Below are 19,794 nucleotides of genomic sequence, written 5' to 3'. Positions count from 1 at the left end.
GGCACGCGGTCTAGTTCACGCCCGCGGTGAACTCGTCGTACAGCCGCTTGGCCGTCGGCGAGCTGAGCAGGCGCTCCAGGTCCGCCCGGGCGATCCGTCGGCGGAACTCGCCTTCGTACGAGGTGTCCCCGGCGTTGTGCATCATCTCGGTGAGCCAGACCGCGAAGGCCTGGTAGTTCCAGACGTGGCGCAGGCAGGTCCGCGAGTAGTCGGCGAGCGCGGCCGGGTCGCCGTCCCGGTAGCGGCGGATGACGGCGCGGGCGAACACCTCGGTGTCGTGGAGGGCCAGGTTGATGCCCTTCGCGCTCATCGGCGGGACGATGTGCACCGCGTCCCCGAGCAGGTGCAGCCGGCCGTACTGCATGGGGCTGTACACCACGCTCCGCAGCGGCAGGAGCCGCTTGTCGACGATCGGGCCGGGCGTGACGGGCGAGCCGACACGGGCCGCCAGCTCGCTCCAGATGCGCTCGTCGGGCCACTGCGCGAGGGTGGCCTCGACCGGGCACTGGAGGTACAGCCGCCCGGCGTGCGGGCCGCGGGGGATCAGCCCGGCCACGCCGCGCGGGTGTATGGCCATGGTGGCGGGATCGGCCGGGGCGTCGACCAGGACGCTCAGCCAGGCGTACGGGAACTCATGGCAGTGGCGGGTGAGGACCCCGGCGGCCACGGACGCCCGGCTGACCCCGTGGTGGCCGTCGCAGCCGGCCACGTAGTCGCAGTCGATGGACCGCGTGCCCGCGCCGTCCCGGTAGTAGACGCCGGGGCGCTCGCCGGCGAGGCCTTCGAGCCGGACGTCGGCCGCCTCGAACCGGAGGTCGCCGCCGGCGTCCAGGAACGCCCGGACGAGGTTGCGGACCAGGACCTGCTGCGGGCAGAAGGCGATGTCGTCGGCGTCGTCCCCGCCGGACACGAGCGACACCTCCTGCCCGTCGACCCGAAAGCCCATCAGCTTCGGGGAGAAGGAGCTCTCCACCACCCCGTCGAGCCCCCACCCCCGGTACATGCGCACCCCGCGGGCGTCGACCGTGCCGGCCCGTTGCCGCCGCTCGACGTACGCCCGGCCGTGCTTCTCCAGAACGACGCAGCCGATGCCGTTGCGCACCAGGAGGTTGCCGAGGGTGAGCCCGGCGACCCCGGCCCCCACGATGACGACGTCGGTGCTCCCAGCTGTGTCCACCATGTGCCCGTCTCCCTCTCACTAGGCCCCGTGGACACCACTGTCCGCCGGCCGCGGGCCTGCCCCAACCGGCAGACGGCCAGCGGATACCGGAAACCCGCCAAGCGCGGCGGAGGCGGTACGGACGCCGGGTACGGGTGCCACTGGCGGTGCGGGCCCGCCCGAGGGCCGGGCCGAGCGGCTACGGCACGCCACCGCGCAGTTCGGCCTGGTAGCGGCCCGGGGTCTGCCCGACGATCCCGGTGAACGCCTCGATGAAGCTCGACGGGTTGGACCACCCGCACTCCATCGCGGTGTCGGTGACGGAGAGGCCGCCGCTGAGGTGGACCAGGGCGTGGTGGATGCGCAGAACGGTGCGCCAGCGGTGGAAGCTCATACCGAGATCGGTGTGGAACAGGCGGCTCAGGGTCCGTTCGCCCGCCCCCACCGTGCGCCCCAGCGAGGCCAGGGTCGCGGGCAGGCCGGGGTCGGCGCGCAGGAGGTCGGTGACGGCCCGCAGCCGGCCGTCGCGCGGCTCGGGCAGGTGCAGGGACGGTTCCGGGGCCTCGGCAAGTTCGTCGATCACCACGGTGAGCAGCCGCCGGTCGGCGCCAGGACGCAGTCGCGGCCGGTCGGTCAGGGCCAGCAGCGCCTCCCGCAGCAGCGGGCTCACCTCGAAGACGGCGGGGCGGGCGGCGAGTTCACCGCACAGGTCGACGGGGACGTCGAGCACGCGGACGTCGGTGCGACCGTGGAACCGGTGCGAGTGGTCGAACCCGGGCGGGGTCCACGTGATCCGGTTCGCCGGCGCGATCCAGGTCCCGCGCCCGGTCGTGGTGCTGAACGCTCCCGCAGCGGCGTACACGAGCTGGCCGTGGGTGTGGGAGTGGGCGTCGAGGTGGTAGCCGTGCGGGACCCAGGCCGCACTGCGGGGCGACTGCGCCGAGGGCTTGGCCGGCCCGGCGGGCTCGGCGGGCGCCGGCGTGGGCGGGGCGGGCGGGGCGGGTCGGCGGGTCTCCGGCATCGGCCACCAGCGTACCGGCGGCGGCCAGGCGGCGACCGAGGCGGAACGGATCCCCGGGAGCGTCCCCAGGTGCTGCCCGCCCGGCGGGTTTCCCCCCGCCGGTCTGGTCGTTGCGGTCGAAGACGGTCAGCCAGCTGGTGGTGACGCACGAACCAGCGTGGCCGTAGGCCGAGTTGGCCGAGCAGTTCAGGTGGCCGACGCAGCCGGGAACCGCGATGCCCACCGACCCGGCCCGCCGGCTGAGCCCGTTCGAGCGGTGGGAGGTGTCGACACCCGCCTGGACAGCACGATCTGACGGCCCGTCCGCTCACTCTGCTGTGTGGCATCAGCGACACTACGTGGAGGCAGCGCATGAGGAGAAACCGTCGGATCAGCAGGCGGCTCACCGCCGTAGCCGTCAGCGCGGCCGCGGCGGCTCCGGCGGCGATCGGCGCGGACGTCGACGAGGACTGAGCGGACGCCTCCCTCGGGCACCGGGCACCTCTCCCCGCCGGCAACGGCTCGGCGGGGAGAAGCCAAGGAGCTCGCCTCCCCGCAGGGAGACGAGCTCATCGGTCGGACTATCCGTTGTGTGCTTCGAGCTCGGACCTCAGCGTCGGTTGGGGGACCGCCCACGATGCCAGGAGCGCCAAATTGTCAGCGGTCGGCGTGCCCGCCGGTGCGGTGTAGACGGTGAGGTGCAGGCCGGGTTCGGCGGGTAGTTCCAGGGACTCGACGTCCAAGTCGAGCCGGCCCACGACCGGGTGGTTCACCCGCTTGCGTCCGGACCGGTGCAGCCGCACGTCCTGAGATGCCCACCGCTGCCGGAACAGCTCACTGCGCGTTGACAGTTCGCCGACGAGGGCGATCAGCTCCTCGTCGTGCGGATCGCGGCCGGCTTCCATGCGTAGCTTCGCGGCCGCGTCACCGGCAACTTGGTTGTAGTCGACAAAGAAGTCTCTGGCCGCCGCGGAGTCCAGATAGACGAACCGCGCCGTGTTCGCCGGCCGTCGCGGGTCGGCGAGCACCGGTGAGAACAGCGCGCGGGCGAGTTGATTCATGGCGAGCACGTCATAACGGCCGTTACAGATCCAGGCCGGCGCATCGGAGATCGCATCGAGAACCTGCTGCAGTGTCGAGCGCACCGTCAAGGCCGACCTGCGCCGGCGTGGGCCGCTGGGCGCCCTGGATTGGCGCGCGAGGTGGAACAGGTGGTCGTGCTCGGCCTCGTCGAGTTGCAAGGCAGAGGCCAATGCGTCGAGCACGCCGTCGGAGGCACCGGCGAGGCTGCCGCGCTCCATGCGCACGTAGTAGTCGACCGACACCCCCGCCAGTAGCGCTACCTCCTCACGGCGCAGACCTTTGACCCGACGGTTGCCGCCGTAAGCGGGCAGGCCCGCCCGCTCGGGTGCGATGCGGGCGCGACGCGAGCTGAGAAACTCCCGAATCTCGGTGCGTAGATCCATCGTGGCCATTCCCTCACCGTAAGCCGTCCCGCAGCTCAGGGGGTACCCGTTGCGGTCGTCGCGATGCCGCCGTCCACCGGGATGACGGTGCCCGTGAGGTAGGACCCGGCCCGGCTGGCGAGGAACACGGCGATACCCGCCATGTCGTCGTCGCGGCCGAGCCGACGCAGAGGGGCCGCCGCCGCGATCGTGTCGCCGATGGCATCGAGCGTGGACGCCGTCATCTGTGAGGGGAACACTCCCGGTGCTACCGCGTTCACCGTGACGTGCTGGGGGCCCAGCTCTCTGGCAAGCACCCGGGTGAGTTGATGGAGTGCCGCTTTGCTGCTTGCGTACGAGTAGTTGGGCGACTCGGCGACATGGATGGCGGCGATACTGCCGATGTTGATGATCCGCGCGGGATCATCGGCGGTGCCGGCCCTGCGAAGTGCGGGAAGCAGCGCCTGCACCAGCCAGAACGGCGACTTGAGGTTGAGGTCGATCACTGTGTCCCAGGCCTCGTCCGGGAACGTCGCCAGCGGCTCGCGCCACATCGCCCCCGCGTTGTTGACAAGGATGTCCAGGCGTTCCGAGTCGACCTTGACAAGATCAGCGAGGCGCTGACACTCGTCGTGCCTGGACAGGTCGGCGGGAATCGCTTGAACGTCGCCGAATTCGGACAGCAGATGCTGTGCCTCCGCGCACGCGTCTGCCTTGCGTGAGCTGATGACGACGCGGGCGGCCGCCTGGAGAAGGCCGCGCGCTATCATCATCCCGATGCCCTTGGTGCCGCCAGTGACGAGGGCGCACTTCCCACTCAGATCGAAAAGTCCTGTGCGAGTGGTGAATTGGGCGTTCGCCATTGATCTCCGTCCCTTCTGCAGTGCAACTGTGCGCCGACACGGTCGCACTCCGGGGCAGCTGATGTGACTGATGGGGTAAAGCCGCAGTGCGCGTCCAGGGCGTTTCGTCGGCGCTTTCGACTCAACTCGACCAGGTTGACAGGCGTTTTCGACGTCTGGGAGACCCTGGTGATACAGGCACTGTCAGAACCCCCTTGCCTGTGCGCTGAGTCGGGATCCACCGGCTTGATGCCCGTGGATAGCGCGCTGCGGGCCGCCTGGGACGCGGCTGGTGGCGCGCATGGCCGTGGTGCGCGGGGGGCAAGCCGTCGCCCATGACGACACGAGGTGTCCGCCCGTAGCCGGAGGCTGTCCCGGGTCCTCCCGGGTGCGGTCCCTGACAGGCCCAGCCCGGGAGGACCCGGCTCCGTTGCCGCATCAGCGCAGTAGGGTCTGTGCATGCTCTTGTGGATCAACGGCCCTTTCGGCGGTGGCAAGACGCAGACCGCGCACGAGATCCAACGGCGGCTTGCCGGCAGTGTCATCTGCGACCCCGAGCACGTAGGTTTCGGCCTTCATCGGATGACGCCCCCGCCACTGCGCGGGGACTTCCAGGACCTTCCCTCTTGGCGGCAGGGTGTTTACGAGGTGCTGGACCGTGCTCTCGCCGAGCACGACGGTCTGGTGATCGCGCCGATGACGGTCGTGGAGCCGGCGTACTTCCGCGAGACCGTCGGTCGGCTGCGGGAGCGTGGCCATGACGTCCGGCACTTCGCGTTGCTGGCCGAGCGCGGGACGGTGCTGCAACGGTTGCGCGAGCGTGGCTTCGGGCATGCCGTGCAGTTCGTCGCCGGGAAAGACGCTCCTTTGCGCCGGGAAAGCTTCGCCCTGTCGAAACTCGACGTGTGTCTGGAGCGCCTGCGCGAGGCCGAGTTCGCCGAGCACCTGTGGACCGACCGTCTCACGATTCCGCAGGTCGCCGACCACATCGCCGCCTCTTCGGGACTGACGCTCACCCCGAACACCGAAAGCGCACTACGAGGGCGCCTCCGCCGGGCCTGGACAGGGGCCAAGCACATCCGGTTCGACTGAGCCGCCGGCTCCCAGCCCCCTAACGTTCGCCTGGGCGGACGTCACCGATGTCGAGGTCGGGAAGAACCGTGATCGTGCCGATTCCGGGGACGTCGTGCGGGTCACCCACCGGGAGCACGGCGACTTCAAGCTGCCGGCGGTGATCGGCATGCCGCGCGCCTGGCGCGACCCGGACTTCGAGACCAAGGCGACCCACATCATCACCACCTGGCGTGATGCCGTAACGGCGACGTCCGAGCCCGCGGCGTAAGCGAGCAGGCGCGCCCCTCGTCCACCAATGGGCGGGGGGCCGTCGCTCAGGAGCGCATCGCGCGCCGCCCCCAGTAGTGCCAGCCGGCCTCGATCTGGCTGGACGGCCAGGCGGGCCCGCCTTGTCGGGTGGCCAACTCGATCACGGCATGAGGCGGCCGGCCTGTGCGAGGGCGAAGGCGATTACCGGCGGGCCCCGACGCCGGAACCCTTGTCGGCCGTGGCGATGTCGAGTCCTGGCGAAGGGGGCGCGGACCGGTTACCAGCCCTGACCGATCTGGGCGCGGGCTCCCAATGCCGTGCTGCCGGTGCCCGGGTAGAAGTAGAGGCCGCCGGTGGAGCCGGTGGGCGCCTGGACGGCGTCGAGGTCGCCCTTGCCGTCGCCGTTGAAGTCCGCGCCGACGAGCTGGCGCATGCTGTTCCAGCCGGTGCCGATCTGGACACGGGTGCCCAGAGTGCTCGTTCCGTTGATGGAGCCGGAGCCCGGGTAGGCCCACAGCACGCCGTCGCGGTCGACCGCGACGAGATCGGCCTTGCCGTCGGCGTTCAGATCTCCGGGGCTGGCGAGTTCGGTCATGGCGTCCCAGCCGACGCCGATCTGACGGCGACTGCCGAGAGTCGAGGTGCCGTTGAGCGTCCCGGTACCGGGGTAGACCCACAGGGCACCGCTGCGGTCGATGGCCAGCACGTCCGGCTTGCCGTCGGCGTCGGCGTCCAGGGCGGTGACTTCCCGCATGCTGTTCCAGCCGGATCCGATTTGCGTCCGGTCACCGAGTGTGCTCATTCCGGCCTCCATGCCGGTGCCGGGGTAGACGTACAGGTTTCCGGTGCCGGTGTCGACGGTGAGCAGGTCGGCCTTGCCGTCGCCGGTGAAGTCGGCGGCCGTGAGCATGCCCATGGAGCCCCAGCCGGAGCCGATCTGGATGCGGTCACCGAAGGTGCCGTCGCCGTTGCCCGGGTAGAGCCACAGCTTCCCGGTGGCGGCCTCGGTGCCCACGAGGTCGTTCCTGCCGTCGCCGGTGAAGTCGGCGGAGGTCAGGTTGACCATGCCCGCGGGGGCGGGCTGACCGGGCCAGGTGGTGTGGACGACGATGCGGTTGGAGTCGTTCTCGTTGGCCATCCAGAGCTCGTCGGTGCCCGGCCAGTAGGAGAGGTTCTCGATGTTGATGCCGGTACGGGTGATGAGGCGCACCGGCTCGCCGAGATAGGCGTGGTAGAGGCAGCTGGGGATGTTGGTGCCGTGGTGCGAGGCGTCGACGAACTCCGGGCACGGGCCTGCCAGGGCGAACCGGCCGTTGTTCATGGCGACGCCCTGGACGCCGCCCATCGGGGAGGCGAAGGCGTCCGAGGCCTGGACCCGGCCCGAGGCGTCGGCCTTGAGTGCGCCGGTGACGGGATCGATGGGCCAACGGACGATCGGCGCACTCGCCCTGCCGAAGTCCCCTTCCACCTTGTACGGGTCGCCTTCCGAGGTGACCAGGGCGGGCTGGTAACCCGTGAGGTCGAGCGAGGCCGAGGTGAGGCAGGGGCGCTGGGGAACACCCGCGTAGGCGCCGCAGTCGCCGGGCGAGCCCGTCCCCGTGTAGGTGTAGCTGCCCACACGCGGGAGGGCGTAGGTGTGGCCGGCCGCATGTGTCCTGCCGTTCGCGTCGACACCGACTGCGGTGTCGGAGGTGTCGTCCATCTGCCAGATGTCGTTCAGGTCGAAGACGTCGAGCCTGTCGCCCCGGCTTGCGACGTACAGCCGGTTGCCCGACCAGACGACGGAGTTGGCGTGACCGCCGAGCGCCGTGAAGGTGGTGCTGTCATCGGAGAGGCCGACGAGCAGGGCGTGCTTGTACGTCACACGGGCCGGGTCGGTGACATCGGCGAAGGTGATCCGTTCCGCGCTGTCGGAGGGTCCGTGCCAGCTGGTGATGAGCACCTTGCGGCCACTCACCAGGGACTGCGCCTGGGGTGACTCGCCGGAGCCGGTGAGGCCCTGCGGGACCCAGGACGAGGTGTCGTCGTCCTCGGCGGACCAGCAGAACCCTTGGGCGCCGGTGATGTTGGAGGGGTGGCACAGGGCGCGGGCCGGGGTGTCGGTGGTGGCGAGGACGCTCTTGATCCCGATGCGTTTGAGGGAGGGGTGGGCGGACTCGAAGCCGGTGGCCCGGGCCGCCTCCCGGCCGTTGTCCCACTGGAAGCCCAGCCCGTCGGTGCCGATCCGGGTGACCGTGTTGTACGTCGCGACGGCCCCGTTGGGGACGGTGGTCGCGGTGGTCGCGGTGGTGGTGGCGGCCGGGCTGCTCGTGGCTCCCACGGTCAGCGACAGGAGTGCCGCGACCACTGCGGCGGTACCTCGTAGTCGTGCCGTGCTGCGGGGCGGGATAGTCATGGCGGCTTGTCCTCTCACCGTGCCTGAAATGCGTCATCGGCCCGGAAGTTCGTCCTGCGGAAGGCGGCACAAGGCCGTCCGTGCATCGGAGCGATGCCGTGACGACCCTGTGCCCATGGGAGAGCTGAGATGGTGTCGGCCCTGTCTACCAGCCGGTGCCGATCCGGGTGCGGGAACCCAGGGTGTTCATCCTGCGAAGGGTGCTGCGCACCGGTCCGGGCCGAGCACCTCGGGGCGATCGAGCACCCGCCGCCGGGGACGCGCTGCGCCCCCGCCCCGGGAGGGGTCCGCTCCCGGCCCGCGTCCACGCCCGACGCCGGCGGTCCCGCTCGGGTCGGCCTGGCTCCGCTGAACACCTGCGCACCGCCGCCCACTCCCTCCTCCCCGCGCCGTGCAGCCCGCTGGCGGCCACCACGGCACGGCTGGCCGTCGTCCGCGCCGTCGGCCGCTCCGGCGGCTCGGCGGTGACGTCGTGACGGCGTGCCCGGCCCGGTGACCGTACGACGGGCCTTCCGTCAGGTCGCGGGCGGGATCCATGGCGATGGTCAGGTCACCTGGAAGAAGGTCTCACCATGGCTCGCACGATCGCCGACGCGTTCCTCTTCGACTCCACGTGGGGCGATAGCGGTCCGATGCCGAACGGCCAGGCCTTCGACTGGGCGGAGCTGAACAAGGTCCTCCGGGACAACCTGGACGGCGAGCTGACCCTTGTCGTGGATGCGAACGGCAACGTCCGTCTGCGGTAGCCAGGCCGGCCTGCCCGGTCGGTGGTGCGTCGCCGGTGGTGCGTCGCCGGTCCTGACAGGACACCAGGCGCCGCCCGCGCCGGGGAAGCCGACCGGTCGGCAGAGCGTGCTGCTGGGCGCCCCGCGGGCCGCGTAGGAAGCGGCCGGGACCGCCGTCCCGACCTCACGTAGACACCACCGCAGGCACCACCGCACGTGCCGCCGCAGGTACGTGCGCAGGTACCACCGTAGATTCCCCGCCGCTCCCAACGCTCTTCGCGCGTTTCCGCAGCTCAGCTGGCATGTGTGGCGGGCCGGAACAGGGTGCGCAGCCGCGTGGGCAGCCTCCGCGCCTCGGGTTTCCAGTCGACCGGGATCTCCCGCGCCTGCCGCTCCAGAACGTCCAGCGCACGAAGTTCGGCGGCCGACCGTCCGCGGTGACGAGCCCAGGGAACGCTCTTTCGGTGGCCGGGTTGTGGCTCAGCACGTCGTACGTGCCGTCGATCACGTACGCGGGATGTGGTGGCAGCAGCAGGGGGACGGCCGCCACCTCCGGGGCGAGGGGTTCGGGCCCTGGTTCCGCCGCCATCTCTGGCCGCTGCCCCACCAGGCGGTAATTTCGGGTACGAGCAGGCTGGAAAGGACGAAATCCTCCATGAACGACATGATCGGCGGCCTCCCGCCGGACTTCTCCGACCGTTATCCGGAACTCGCCCGGCACGGGGGTCTCACGGCCGCGATCCTCACGGCCGCGGGCGATTACGGCCTTGACCTCGGCGATGGACTGCGCGCCCCCGAGCCCGACGGGGCACCGACGATCGCGCAGTTCGACTCGCCGCGAGGACGGATGAAAGTCAGCCTCCGGCCCGCAGATCGCGGGTTCGACATCTCGCTGTACAGCGACCGTGGATGGTTCTCCCGCTGGGCCGACGGCATCACCGCGGACATCATCGAGGCCACGAGGGTGCTCGCGGCCTGGAAGCATGGCGCGGCCCTCACCGAGCTTTCCCAGCGCTTTCCCTTCATGACGTACACCAGGTTGAGCCGGGGGTACGACGAAGGTAACCAGGTGGCCGTGATGTGGGACCTTCAGATCGGTGACCCGACATTCACGCAATACCGGGACCTGCTTGCCGCCCTCCGCGCCGAGCCGCAGCTCGCGCAGATGTTCCCGTTCTTCTCGATGTGGACGCTGCGGCTGGTGAAGGACTCCTACCGCGAAGAACCGGGAGAGCTGCTGATCCGGCAGAAGGAGGATGGCTTCTACCTTCTGTGGTCCTCTTCGGAAGCGGAGGAAGACCAGCGGGAGTTCCGCCGACTCGATGACCTGGTCGCCGCTGCGGTCGTCCTGCGGACCACTCTCTGAGCTCACCGCCGACGCCGCCCGCCGACGCCGCCCGCCGCAGCCGGCCAGCGCCCGCCGACCGGGACCCGGGCCGCCCGATTCTCGACTCCCCGCTGGTGCGCGGCGCGATGTTGGCTTGCACGTGCGGAAGAGGGGTGGAAGAGCTGGACCGCGTTCGTCTGCTCGGGATGGCTGGTGTGGTCGCCGGATGCGGCCGGGTCTTGGGCGTTCCGTGCCTGTGGCATCAGTGAGATGATGTCTCGGAGTGCGAAATCGACTGCCGAGGGCGGTACTTGATGAAGCGTCAGTCACGGCGTGGTCCGCTTGGCGCTGTGCTGTGGTGGTTGATCCCGATAGGCATTCTTCTGTTGATTTGGTACATAATGCCCACTACTCCGTGCCACAGTATCTGCTGACCCCACCGGGGGCACTACCGCAGGTACACCGTAGGTGCCCCGTCGCTTCCGGCTCTCCGACCGACCGCTGGCCCCGTGGTGCTGCCGCCGCGGCGCCGGATCCGGTGAAACCGGTGACCGGCCCCACGGACGGCCCTTGACGGGGCGCCATGGCGCTCTGGCGCCGGGTGCGGTGCGGCCGTGCACGGCCGGGGAACGGCCCGTCCCGGACCTCCTGGTGTGGCTCCCGATGTGACTCCTGCTGCACCTCCTGGTGTGGTTCCTGATGCCGACGCCCCCGACCCGGGGGTCCGGCGGCATCTGCGCAGCTCAGCGGGCCAGCCAAGGTCCCCGGTAACTCCGACAACCCTTCCTGCGCGCCCTGTTCTCCCGGTGGTGGGGGTGGTGCGCTGTCGGGTCGGGGTGCCCTGCGGCCGGCTGGGGAGGGTGCCGGCCGTTCGGCGTTCGGCGGCGTCGCCGGGGTGGCGGTCCGTTCACCCCCGGCGGCCATCGGCGCCGACCGGGGAGTGGTCCGGACAGGGTGCCCGGGGGTGCCTCATCCGGGGGCTGGACGGTGGGACCGGGAGTTGCACCGGAGGTAGCGGCGCCCGTACGGGCCCGTCCCCGTTTCCCCGGGCAGGACCGGCTGGGTAAGCCGGTTTGCCGTGGCGACACCTCTTCCCCCGCGACAGCCAGGCCGCTCGCGGTGGGGGTGGGTCGGGGCGTGGCAGGCAGGCAGGCCGCCCTGTGGCTCGAGGCCGAGAACGGGCTCGCAGACCCATTGCTGGGCGGGGCTGAACGGATGGTGCTCGCCGTCGGCACCGAGTGCCCCGTCGAGGCCGGACGGACCGCCACCTTCGACGCAGACGCGCCCGACACACATTTCGTGGCGCGGGCACCGGGACCTGTCTCATGATGATGACCGTCCACCTCCCGCCCGGCCCCGGCTCATGGGGCTGACACCGCATCCGCTCCTCGGCACCGGTGGGGGCTCCGGGCACCGGTCTGGGCGGCTGTCGCGCGGTAACGGCCGGCGGGCCGACGGCGGCCGGGGGTCGACCGCCGAATCCGCTCGGGGGATTCCCCCCGGTGAAGACGGCGGTCCGCCCCAGCGCACGGCAGGCCCCGCCCCCGTGAAGATCAACTCACCGAACGCCGCAGGCAGCGGCAGTCCGTCGAGTCGAGGAGTGATCACAACGATGGCAGGCACCAAGGGGATCGGGCGGCGCGGACTGCTGACGGCGGTGGTGGCCGCTGCGGCCGCGCTGGTCCCGGTAGCGGCGGTCGCCTCGCCGGTGACGCCCGGGGCGACCACCGCGGCCGCGGACCCGGTCGCGTCGCAGCGTTCCGCCGTGGTGCGCGCACTGGATGGCGTCGCCCAGCCGTTGCGGACGACCGAACCGGGCGGCCGCACCACCGACCTGCGCGCCCTGGGCGCGATGATCGGCGATGCCAAGGTGGTCGGCCTGGGCGAGGCCACCCACGGTTCGCACGAGTTCTTCGCGATGAAGCAGCGGCTGTTCCGCTACCTCGTCGAGGAGAAGGGCTTCACCGCCTTCGCCCTGGAGACGAGCTGGAGCAGCGGCCTGCAGATCGACGAGTACGTCCAGGGCGGGCCCGGCGACGCGCGGCAGCTCGTCAAGGACGCCCTGGGCGGAAGCCCGTGGGACCGCGAGGAGTTCGCCGACCTGATCGCCTGGATGCGGGAGTACAACCGGAGCCACCCGCAGAACCCGGTCCACTTCGTGGGCGACGACCTCGGCCTGCCGAGACTCGGCGACCAGATCTTCGAACAGGTCACCTCGTACGTGCGCGGGGCCCGCCCCGACATCCTCCCTCAGCTCGACGGCCTCTACGCGGGCCTGCGGCCGCTCGACGACGTCCTCGCCTACCTGAAGAAGCCGCTCGCCGAACGCCGAGAGAACGCCGCCAAGGCACAGCAGGCGCTCGACCTGATCACCGCGAGCGGCGCCGGCGCCTCCGACGACGCCCACGCGTGGGCGGTGCAGCACGCCCGGAACATCGCCGAGACCTTCGCCTTCGCGACCCTGGACATGTCCGACCGGGCCTCGGTCTCCGCCGCTGAGCAGCTGCGCGACCGGGCGATGGCGGACAACACCGCATGGTGGCAGCGCCACACGGGCGGCAAGGTGCTGCTGTCCGCGCACAACGGGCACGTCGGCTACCTGGCCACCGACACCTTCCTGTACCCCGAGCCGCAGGGCTCGCGGCTGCGCGACACCTACGGTCGCGACTACGCGGCGATCGGCTTCACCTTCGACAGCGGCTCCTTCCTCACCAACGACGCCGTCCTGACAGACGATTGGAAGACCGTCACGGTGCCGACGGCCACGCCGGACATGAACGAGTACACCCTCGACCGGGTCCGCTACCGGGACTACTACGTCGACCTGCGCACCGCCCCCCGGGTGGCCCGCGACTGGCTGGACACCTCCCGCCCCACCTACGAGGCGGGCTCGATCTACGTCAGCGACCCGAAGCCGCAACTCGCGCTTGGCCGGGCCTACGACGTCCTGGTTCACCTGCACCAGGTCAGCCAGGCACGGAAGTTCTGACCCCGCGGCCCACCGGGGCGCGTCCGTCCGGTGCTGCCGGAGTCCCCGCCCGTGCGCGCACCGGACCCGCCGGAGCGGATCTGGGCGAAGGCGGTGGCCGGCGCCGCCCGCACCCGGGACCGCGTCCCGGCCGCACGTAGGCACCACCGCGGAGGCCACCGAGGGCACCACGGGCGGCCGACCCGCCCAAGGGCGGCTTGCCCAAGGGCTTGCCCGTCCCTCACCGGGGCCAGCCGGCCCGGCCCCGGGCCACAGCACCGCTGCGCCCCCGCCGCACCTCCTGGTGCGGCTCCTGATGCCGACACCCCCGCCCCGGGGGCCGGTGGCATCTGCGCAGCTCAGCGGGCCCGCCACCGGGGCCGAGAATTCCGACATCCCTTCCTGCGCGCCCTGTTCTCCTGGTGGTGGGGGTGGCAGGCTGTCGGGTCGGGGTGGCCTGAGGCTGGCTGGGAGAGCGCTGGCGCGCGGCCGTTCGGCGTTCGGCGGCGTTGTCCGGGGTGACGGTTCGTTCACTCCAGCGGCCATCGGTGCCGACCGGGTAGTTGTCCGGACAGGGTGCCCGGGGGTTGCCTCTTCCGTGGGCCGGACGGTGGGACCGGGAGTTGCACCGGAGGTAGCGGCACCCGTACGGGCCGATCCCCGTTTCCCCGGGTGGGACCGGCTGGGCAAGCCTGCCCCCAGGACGACACCTCTTCCCCCGTGACAGCCGGGTGAAGAGGCCCCGTTCTACCGGCCGGGGCCGGGGACCGTCTTTCGCCGCCGGCACCGGGCTGGTGAAGGAGGTGAACCGGCGGACAGTAAGCACACCGCTCGGACGGCCGGTCAACTCCGCGTCCGGAACCGGCTTCGGCCTGGTACAGGTCCGGGGGATGCGGACGGCCGCCGCCCTGGGATCTTGGGGCGGCGGCCGCGACGGGCGCCGGCGGCCCACTGGTCTGGCGGGAAGCCGCCGGGTGGGCCTACCGCCGGGAAAGCCCGCTCACGTGCTGGTGGCGTTGCGTCAGGAGAAGACGACGGAGCGGATCTGGGTGGTCTTGCCGAGGCTGTGGCCGGGTTCGACGACGACGTAGGTGTCGCCGTTGCAGTCGGCTTCGAGGAAGATGGTCGCGGTGGCATTGGTGTGGTTTTTGGGCGAGTTTCCGGGGGTGTTGTCACCGGTGTGGGGCAGGTTGATGCAGTGTCCGCTCTCCGGGTCGTGGATGCCGGCCTCCTTGCCCTGTGAGGTCCGGTAGAGGAGTTCGCCGTGTGCCGCTTGGGCGGTGGTAGGCACGGCGAGGACCATCAGGAGGGCGCCGGCGGCCGCGCCGAGGGTCTGGTGAAGGCGCATGAGAGGTAACTCCTTGAGTGCGGGGGGATTAGCCCGAGTATGTCCGCAGCCTCGCCGCCCGCCGCCCGCCGCCACACCGACTCCCACGGACGGAGGAATGACGAAAAGGCCGCCTCTGCGCGAAGTGGGTCAAGGGAGGGCATGTTCACAGGGCTGACCTTGGTGGAAGTCGGCTTCTCCGCAGGTTGGCCGAGCGGACCCGGACCGACCGACCGGCCGAGCCTCGCCCGCGGCCCACTCCGGCACGCGGTGCTGGGCTTCTTTCCTTCGCGTCCGGCTGGTGCCGGCCGCTGGGCGGGACGGCCCTACCCGAGCCGGGCGGGCGGTGACTGCTGGTCGGCGAATCCTTCACGTGGCATGTCTGACGGTGCGTAGGTTGGCGGTATGGGACAGAGCCTGAGGCGTGGACGCTGTGGGAACGACGCTCCGCGTGGTCTGACGAGCGAGGATGCCGCGGACTGGAACGCGCAGTGGCAGGGGGCCGACTCGTCCGGCTGGTCTGCCCGGGTTGTCAGACCCCGGCCGAATCGGCCGATTCGGCCGCGGCGGAGCTGCGGGTCGCGGTCGGGGACGGGGGCTGGTTCGTCGCGGACCCGGTGATCTGCATGACTGGCGCGATGGCTGGTCCGGGGACCATCCTGTACGGCGAAGCCCACCCGTACCGGGTGCTGCGCACCGGCCGGGCCGAGAGCCTCGGGGCGATCGAGCATCTGCCGACGGGCACGCGCTGCGTACCCGTCCCCGGAGGGGTCCTGATCCATCCGCCGCGCTCCTGAGGCCTGTCCGGGGGCCGCTGTCCCGCTGTCCGCGGGCTGCGCCTTGTGCCGTCCTGTTGCATTACGGGTGGGGTCGAGATGAAAGGTCCTATGGCTCTGTCGCCGTGCCGTTCCAGGCGGTGGTGTAGGCGGCCAGGGGCGGTGCGCAGGCGGTGGGCTTGGGGGGTGTCGGGCAGGCGGAGCCGGTGGCTGTGGTGGGCGACGTCGGCGGTGGCGCGGCGGAGGCGGGGCAGGAGCATGTCCTCACCACGGGCGAGGGCCGCGACGTGCCGGTACAGCGTCCGGTCGGCCGCGTGGGAGAGGCCGGACAGCGGGTCGCCGATGAGTGCCTGGGCGGCGGCGGCGAGTTCGGCTTCGGCGGCCGGGAACGCGTCATCCGCCTGCTCCCGGCCGCGGCCCGGGGCGGCGGGTAGGGCCTCGAAGTCCTCCGGGGTGACCGGGCGGGACCGGGCCGGTCCGGGGCGGGTGTCCGGGGCGCCGTCGTCGAAGACGACGGCGGGCTGGATGTTCTTCAGGCGGGTCTCGGCAGCCGTTGTGGTGCCGTCGCCGGTGACGGCCGGCGTCTTCCGTGCCTTCCGTGTCCCGGCCGGCGTCGGGGCCCGGTGGGGTGGGGGGGGTGCCGTCCGGCGGGGGCGTGGTGCGGTGCGCCCTGGTCGTGTTCGCCGCCCGGGAGGGGCCGCGCGTCGGCGGGTTCGGCCGCTTTGGCCGCGGTCCGCTCTTCGGCCGCGGTGTCCGTCTTCGTCGCTTCCGCGGGGCCTCCGAGGGCGCCCTGGAAGGCTGTGAGGAGTTCGTCGGGGACGGTTTGCTGGCCGGGGGAGCGCCGCTGCCTGCCGCGCCCTGGACGGGACGGTGCACCGTCATCGGCCTCCCCATTGCCGGTCCCGGGTGCCGGGGCGGGCAGGGCGAGGACGGTGAAGGCGCGGTCGAGGGCGGTCCGGGCGTGCCGGGTGAACACCGCGACCTGGTCGCCGTCCAGCCTGTCCAGGGCCTGTTGGGCCTGTTCGTCGCCGCCGAGGCCGCGCAGCAGGGTGCGGGCCTCGGCGCGCAGGGCGGGCAGGGCCTCGGCGAAGCGGCGTCGGCGTTGTTCGGCCTGGCGGCAGGCCGGTGTGCAGTGGGTACCGGGCCGGCCGGTGGCCGACCTCGGCACGGGTCGGCCGCACCCGGGCCGGGGGCATGCGGGCGGATGCGTCGCCTTGCTCTGGGGCCTGGTCCCGGACGATCGTGTCCGGGACCAGGAGTCGGTCCGGGTCAGTGGGGTGTACGGCCGTCGTCGCTGAGCATGTCGCGGACCTCGTCCGTGGATGCGTGCGGGGCGGCCAGGATCACTGCGGGGCTGCGGGTTTTGCGGCTCAGGGGGCGTACTTGGCGAGGAGGAGGGCATAGAGGTCGGGGCGGTGGTGGGAGAGGTAGTCGAGGAGTTTGGCGGTGGCTTTGGCCTGGTCCTCGGTGCACTTGGCGCACTGGTTGTGGAAGGCGTCGGGCAAAGCGTTCTTGATCTCTTTGCCTTCCCGGGTGCACGGCCCGGTGTCGAGGAAGCAGCGCATGTAGGTGTTGAGCAGGCGCGGGTTGGCGATCATCTGGTCGACCGCGGCTTCCAGCGGGCCTTCGGCCCGTACGGCGGTATGGCCGGGGGCGCTGGGGATCGGTCGGGCGGGTGCCGCCGCGGCTGGACCGATGGCGGCGGTGACGGCCAGGGCGGCGGTGACCAGGACGGTCCGTACATGCATGCTGCTGCTCCATGGGTTCGGGGTTCCGGGGCCGCGACAATGCGTGACTCGAGTGGTCGAGTCACCGTCGCAGCTGTTGCGATCGATGCTGGTCACCCGCGTCGGTTCCCGCACGCGAGGAACCGGGCGTGGTGCTCCGAACGGGCACCCGCAACATGCCGGGGCTCGATCGGCGGAGAGGCCGGTTCGGTGCTGGAGCTGACCGAGAAGGCCAGCCCTGACCGGTTGGAGTGCCCGCAGTGCGTGCAGGCCCGCGCCGCGCAGGACTTGGGCCCGGTGATGTTGCCGGTCCTGACCAAGCGGGAGCTGGTGGCTGCGCTGGTGTCCGCTCCGGATGATCCGTGGTGGGAGGACCGAGTGCTGCACGCCAAGCTCTGCCCGGTGAAGGACCGGTAGGTGTGATCGGGTGGGGTCCGGCGGGTGTCGGTGGTCGGTCGTATGGTGCGGCGGGTGACGACGACTTCCGGCCTGTACCTGGGGCTTCCCGTGCCGATGCCTGATGTTCTGCCGGATCCGTGGGTGGTGTTGCGGGGCACGGACTGGGCCTCGCTGGGCACCGCGTACGGGACCGCGGAAGGGCTGCCCCGGGTACTGGCCCCGCTCCTGGGCCCGGACCTGACCGCGGAGGAAGCCCGGCGGGCTCTCAACGCCCTGGAGCCGGTGCAACACCAGAACACGATCTACGAGGCGACCGCGCCGGTCGCGTTGTGTGTCGCGGCGGTCCTGGCCCGCCGCGCCGAGCATCACCGCGGGGCGGCGGACAGGGTGTGTGCTCTGCTGCTGGGCTGGCTGGCCGGTATCGCCGGCGACAGCGACGACGCCTGCGTTGCGGCCCATCAGCGGTACTTCGAGGAGGACTTCCTGAAGGGCTACCCGCCCATGGTGGCTATGCGTGTCCTGAGGCCGGTGCTGTTCCAGGCGGTCGCGCCGTTCATCGACGACGCCGACACTACCGTCGCCGAGGAGGCGTTGTGCGCCGCTCTGGCGTTCGCGGAACACCCCGACCTGGCCGGGCACCGTGACACCCTGGCCGGCCGCGCCCGACGCCTTCTGCTCGTCTGCGACACGCGGTGGCGTCGTCGGCAGGCCTTTGACGCCCTGACCGCGTGGGGCCACGACACCGCCGGCCTTGCCCGGCCCGGGGATGACGACCGCAGCCCGTACCTCCCCAGCTCCGCTTGGCCTCTTGGCGACGGCGATCCTGACAACCCGCCCTTCTGACCATCCCCGCGCACGAGAAGGCTCGGGGTCGGAGTGCCCGACGTGCGAGCGGGACCGTGCCGCGAGGGAGCTGGGCGCGTTGGTGCTGCCGGTCCCGACCGAGCGCGAGCTGGTTGCCGCGCTGGTCTCCGTTCCGGATGATCCGTGGTGGGAGGTGCGGGTGCTGCACGCGAAGCCCTACCCCGGCTGTGGCGGGTCGGTGGTTCGCTGGTTGGCGGTGTTTGTGGGCTGGGGGGTTTGTAGGTTGGTTGAGAAGTTCGGCGTGGGGCTGGGCACGTGTTCGGAGGTGGGTGTCGGTTCTGCCGATGCAGCCGGCAGGGTGTCCGGGCAGTGTGGCCTGGAGGTCTGGGGGGTCGGCTGAGAAGTTCCGGATGGCATGAGAGGGGGTTTCGTGAGCACTTGGCCGAACTGGCTCGTTGAACCGATCTTGTTCGATACGGACCTGCTTGTTGATCGGTGATACTCATGCCGTGGAATGGGTTGAGCAGGCCAAGGACGCCGAGGAACGTCGCGACTGGGATACGGCGATCGCGCTGGTCAGTGCACACGCCGAGTGCTACTCGGCCGACTTCTACGCTCATGACCACCATCTGTGGCACATGGAGTTGCTCGCGCGTGCCCGGCGGATGGAGGAACTGGCGGTTCTGGCGCGGGGTGACGTGCATGCCCGTCGGAAGCTGAACCGCCTGCTCCACGAGGCGTCCCAGAAGGACGGTGGCGGTGATGTGGACGGTCACGCAATTCCCTAAGGGTGCTGGTCAGCTAATTCCCCAGGTCCCGGCCAGGTGACTCACCGGTCGACTGCCCAAGCGGCATCAGTGGGAGGGGCGCCGGTCGTGAGAATGTACGAAACCGCCTGGAGTGCCTGGGCCAGGGGGACCGTGTCGCGATCGGGGTAGGCGTCTTGCTGTCCGTTGGCCAGGACGAAACCACTGCTCTGGCCGGTGGCAGCGGGGTCGACGGCGTGCTCGCCGGGGTCATCTTCCCCGTCGAGCAGGAGGACCATCGCTCGCTCGGTATTGGTGATGAACCCCAGCGATCGCCCTGTCGAGCTGACCAGCCAGCTCTCCAGATGCCCAGCCGCGATCCGTTCATGGAGCTTCTGCAGTGCTGCGTCGGCCGACATCACTGCGGTGCTGTCGTCGAAGGCCCAGGACTCGATCACGGACGCGAGCCTCTCATATGCGGCTGGCCGGGGTCGCTAGCCGGTTGGGGCTTTGTCGCCGGGGTTTCTGGGCCGCTTGTTCGGCCGGTAGCTGGGGCCGTTCATGATCACCTGGTGGCTGGTGTTGATCAGCTGGTCCAGCAGGGACTCGGCGACGACGGGGTTGGGGAAGAGGGGATACCAGTCGCTGGGCGCCCGGTTGCTGGTGGACCCGGCTGGTCTTCGTGAAGCGGACGTTGGCGCCTTGGCGGACGGCGAGGTGGCCCAGGGCCTGGGCGACGTGTGTCTTGCCGACGCCCACCGGTCCGAACAAGATCACCGACTCGCCGGCACGGAGCCAGCGCAGGGCGGCCAGAGTGGGGTTTCCCGCAGT

At 71.1% G+C, this 19,794-nt stretch carries 21 protein-coding genes and 2 pseudogenes; 12 read left to right on the top strand and 11 right to left on the bottom strand.

Annotation, left to right across the window (positions count from 1 at the left end; all coding sequences use genetic code 11):
• Positions 1–10 precede the first annotated feature (10 nt).
• From ACZ47G_RS30170 to ACZ47G_RS30155, 4 genes are all read right to left on the bottom strand, one after another.
• A complete protein-coding gene (locus ACZ47G_RS30170) occupies positions 11–1,180 on the bottom strand; it encodes a 4-hydroxybenzoate 3-monooxygenase (RefSeq protein ID WP_465748034.1) in 1,170 nt (389 codons plus the stop codon).
• A gap of 178 nt (positions 1,181–1,358) precedes the next feature.
• A complete protein-coding gene (locus ACZ47G_RS30165) occupies positions 1,359–2,180 on the bottom strand; it encodes an AraC family transcriptional regulator (RefSeq protein ID WP_465748032.1) in 822 nt (273 codons plus the stop codon).
• Positions 2,181–2,740: 560 nt separating this feature from the next.
• Positions 2,741–3,634, bottom strand: coding sequence for a helix-turn-helix transcriptional regulator (locus ACZ47G_RS30160; RefSeq protein WP_465748030.1), 894 nt, complete (start codon positions 3,632–3,634; stop codon positions 2,741–2,743).
• Between the two features lie 26 nt (positions 3,635–3,660).
• Positions 3,661–4,467, bottom strand: coding sequence for an SDR family oxidoreductase (locus ACZ47G_RS30155; RefSeq protein WP_465748028.1), 807 nt, complete (start codon positions 4,465–4,467; stop codon positions 3,661–3,663).
• A gap of 438 nt (positions 4,468–4,905) precedes the next feature.
• Here ACZ47G_RS30155 and ACZ47G_RS30150 point away from each other — a divergent pair, with 438 nt between their 5' ends.
• Entirely contained in the window at positions 4,906–5,538 is a 633-nt protein-coding gene (locus ACZ47G_RS30150) for an AAA family ATPase (RefSeq protein WP_465748026.1), read from the top strand.
• A gap of 94 nt (positions 5,539–5,632) precedes the next feature.
• A complete protein-coding gene (locus ACZ47G_RS30145; protein ID WP_465748025.1) occupies positions 5,633–5,788 on the top strand; it encodes a hypothetical protein in 156 nt (51 codons plus the stop codon).
• 258 nt (positions 5,789–6,046) lie between these two features.
• Here the strand turns inward: ACZ47G_RS30145 and ACZ47G_RS30140 are convergent, their stop codons facing one another.
• Entirely contained in the window at positions 6,047–8,164 is a 2,118-nt protein-coding gene (locus ACZ47G_RS30140; RefSeq protein ID WP_465748023.1) for an FG-GAP repeat domain-containing protein, read from the bottom strand.
• A gap of 572 nt (positions 8,165–8,736) precedes the next feature.
• Between ACZ47G_RS30140 and ACZ47G_RS30135 the strand changes: the two genes are divergently transcribed.
• Positions 8,737–8,910, top strand: coding sequence for a hypothetical protein (locus ACZ47G_RS30135; RefSeq protein WP_465748021.1), 174 nt, complete (start codon positions 8,737–8,739; stop codon positions 8,908–8,910).
• Positions 8,911–9,073: 163 nt separating this feature from the next.
• On the opposite strand, the gene ACZ47G_RS30130 is transcribed toward ACZ47G_RS30135, so the two are convergent.
• Positions 9,074–9,478 (bottom strand): MmyB family transcriptional regulator, encoded by a 405-nt coding sequence (locus ACZ47G_RS30130; protein ID WP_465748019.1) that lies wholly within the window; start codon positions 9,476–9,478, stop codon positions 9,074–9,076.
• A gap of 66 nt (positions 9,479–9,544) precedes the next feature.
• On the opposite strand from ACZ47G_RS30130, the gene ACZ47G_RS30125 reads away from it, so the two are divergent.
• The 3 genes and pseudogenes from ACZ47G_RS30125 (at position 9,545) to ACZ47G_RS30115 (ending at position 13,205) form a co-directional block, all read left to right on the top strand.
• Positions 9,545–10,255, top strand: coding sequence for a hypothetical protein (locus ACZ47G_RS30125; protein WP_465748017.1), 711 nt, complete (start codon positions 9,545–9,547; stop codon positions 10,253–10,255).
• Positions 10,256–11,422: 1,167 nt separating this feature from the next.
• Positions 11,423–11,589, top strand: a pseudogene (locus ACZ47G_RS30120) (cupin domain-containing protein); the annotation flags it as partial.
• Positions 11,590–11,828: 239 nt separating this feature from the next.
• Entirely contained in the window at positions 11,829–13,205 is a 1,377-nt protein-coding gene (locus ACZ47G_RS30115) for an erythromycin esterase family protein (RefSeq protein WP_465748016.1), read from the top strand.
• Positions 13,206–14,205: 1,000 nt separating this feature from the next.
• Here the strand turns inward: ACZ47G_RS30115 and ACZ47G_RS30110 are convergent.
• Positions 14,206–14,532, bottom strand: coding sequence for a hypothetical protein (locus ACZ47G_RS30110; protein WP_465748014.1), 327 nt, complete (start codon positions 14,530–14,532; stop codon positions 14,206–14,208).
• Positions 14,533–15,149: 617 nt separating this feature from the next.
• On the opposite strand from ACZ47G_RS30110, the gene ACZ47G_RS30105 reads away from it, so the two are divergent.
• Positions 15,150–15,308, top strand: a complete 159-nt coding sequence (locus ACZ47G_RS30105; protein ID WP_465748012.1) for a hypothetical protein — start codon at positions 15,150–15,152, stop codon at positions 15,306–15,308.
• 185 nt (positions 15,309–15,493) lie between these two features.
• Positions 15,494–15,721 (top strand): hypothetical protein, encoded by a 228-nt coding sequence (locus tag ACZ47G_RS30100; RefSeq protein ID WP_465748010.1) that lies wholly within the window; start codon positions 15,494–15,496, stop codon positions 15,719–15,721.
• A gap of 98 nt (positions 15,722–15,819) precedes the next feature.
• Here ACZ47G_RS30100 and ACZ47G_RS30095 read toward each other — a convergent pair whose 3' ends face one another.
• Together ACZ47G_RS30095 and ACZ47G_RS30090 are read right to left on the bottom strand one after the other, a co-directional pair.
• Positions 15,820–16,455, bottom strand: a complete 636-nt coding sequence (locus ACZ47G_RS30095) for a hypothetical protein (protein ID WP_465748009.1) — start codon at positions 16,453–16,455, stop codon at positions 15,820–15,822.
• 202 nt (positions 16,456–16,657) lie between these two features.
• Positions 16,658–17,035 (bottom strand): A10/OS-D family protein, encoded by a 378-nt coding sequence (locus ACZ47G_RS30090; protein ID WP_465748007.1) that lies wholly within the window; start codon positions 17,033–17,035, stop codon positions 16,658–16,660.
• 189 nt (positions 17,036–17,224) lie between these two features.
• Between ACZ47G_RS30090 and ACZ47G_RS30085 the strand changes: the two genes are divergently transcribed.
• The 4 genes from ACZ47G_RS30085 to ACZ47G_RS30070 all read left to right on the top strand — a co-directional run bounded on the left by ACZ47G_RS30085 (position 17,225) and on the right by ACZ47G_RS30070 (position 19,005).
• On the top strand, positions 17,225–17,431 hold the full coding sequence (locus ACZ47G_RS30085) for a hypothetical protein (protein WP_465748005.1): 207 nt from the start codon (positions 17,225–17,227) through the stop codon (positions 17,429–17,431).
• 54 nt (positions 17,432–17,485) lie between these two features.
• Positions 17,486–18,256, top strand: coding sequence for a hypothetical protein (locus ACZ47G_RS30080; protein ID WP_465748003.1), 771 nt, complete (start codon positions 17,486–17,488; stop codon positions 18,254–18,256).
• 79 nt (positions 18,257–18,335) lie between these two features.
• Positions 18,336–18,617: a hypothetical protein gene (locus tag ACZ47G_RS30075; RefSeq protein ID WP_465748001.1), complete on the top strand. Its 282-nt coding sequence runs from the start codon at positions 18,336–18,338 to the stop codon at positions 18,615–18,617.
• Positions 18,618–18,726: 109 nt separating this feature from the next.
• Positions 18,727–19,005 (top strand): hypothetical protein, encoded by a 279-nt coding sequence (locus ACZ47G_RS30070; protein WP_465747999.1) that lies wholly within the window; start codon positions 18,727–18,729, stop codon positions 19,003–19,005.
• Positions 19,006–19,046: 41 nt separating this feature from the next.
• On the opposite strand, the gene ACZ47G_RS30065 is transcribed toward ACZ47G_RS30070, so the two are convergent.
• Both ACZ47G_RS30065 and ACZ47G_RS30060 read right to left on the bottom strand, forming a co-directional pair.
• Positions 19,047–19,421: an Imm1 family immunity protein gene (locus ACZ47G_RS30065; RefSeq protein WP_465747997.1), complete on the bottom strand. Its 375-nt coding sequence runs from the start codon at positions 19,419–19,421 to the stop codon at positions 19,047–19,049.
• 36 nt (positions 19,422–19,457) lie between these two features.
• Positions 19,458–19,776: pseudogene (locus ACZ47G_RS30060) on the bottom strand (ATP-binding protein); the annotation flags it as partial.
• Positions 19,777–19,794: the final 18 nt, after the last annotated feature.

This window comes from Kitasatospora sp. NPDC030952, assembly GCF_055571335.1.
Note: the sequence above shows the minus strand (reverse complement) of the source record. Positions and strands in the feature narration are given on the sequence as shown.

Excerpts from the sequence above, each read along its gene's own strand:
- ACZ47G_RS30170 (WP_465748034.1), bottom strand. The coding sequence starts at position 1,180 with ATGGTGGACACAGCTGGGAGCACCGACGTCGTCATCGTGGGGGCCGGG.
- ACZ47G_RS30165 (WP_465748032.1), bottom strand. The coding sequence starts at position 2,180 with ATGCCGGAGACCCGCCGACCCGCCCCGCCCGCCCCGCCCACGCCGGCG.
- ACZ47G_RS30160 (WP_465748030.1), bottom strand. The coding sequence starts at position 3,634 with ATGGCCACGATGGATCTACGCACCGAGATTCGGGAGTTTCTCAGCTCG.
- ACZ47G_RS30155 (WP_465748028.1), bottom strand. The coding sequence starts at position 4,467 with ATGGCGAACGCCCAATTCACCACTCGCACAGGACTTTTCGATCTGAGT.
- ACZ47G_RS30150 (WP_465748026.1), top strand. The coding sequence starts at position 4,906 with ATGCTCTTGTGGATCAACGGCCCTTTCGGCGGTGGCAAGACGCAGACC.
- ACZ47G_RS30140 (WP_465748023.1), bottom strand. The coding sequence starts at position 8,164 with ATGACTATCCCGCCCCGCAGCACGGCACGACTACGAGGTACCGCCGCA.
- ACZ47G_RS30135 (WP_465748021.1), top strand. The coding sequence starts at position 8,737 with ATGGCTCGCACGATCGCCGACGCGTTCCTCTTCGACTCCACGTGGGGC.
- ACZ47G_RS30130 (WP_465748019.1), bottom strand. The coding sequence starts at position 9,478 with ATGGCGGCGGAACCAGGGCCCGAACCCCTCGCCCCGGAGGTGGCGGCC.
- ACZ47G_RS30125 (WP_465748017.1), top strand. The coding sequence starts at position 9,545 with ATGAACGACATGATCGGCGGCCTCCCGCCGGACTTCTCCGACCGTTAT.
- ACZ47G_RS30115 (WP_465748016.1), top strand. The coding sequence starts at position 11,829 with ATGGCAGGCACCAAGGGGATCGGGCGGCGCGGACTGCTGACGGCGGTG.
- ACZ47G_RS30110 (WP_465748014.1), bottom strand. The coding sequence starts at position 14,532 with ATGCGCCTTCACCAGACCCTCGGCGCGGCCGCCGGCGCCCTCCTGATG.
- ACZ47G_RS30105 (WP_465748012.1), top strand. The coding sequence starts at position 15,150 with ATGGCTGGTCCGGGGACCATCCTGTACGGCGAAGCCCACCCGTACCGG.
- ACZ47G_RS30090 (WP_465748007.1), bottom strand. The coding sequence starts at position 17,035 with ATGCATGTACGGACCGTCCTGGTCACCGCCGCCCTGGCCGTCACCGCC.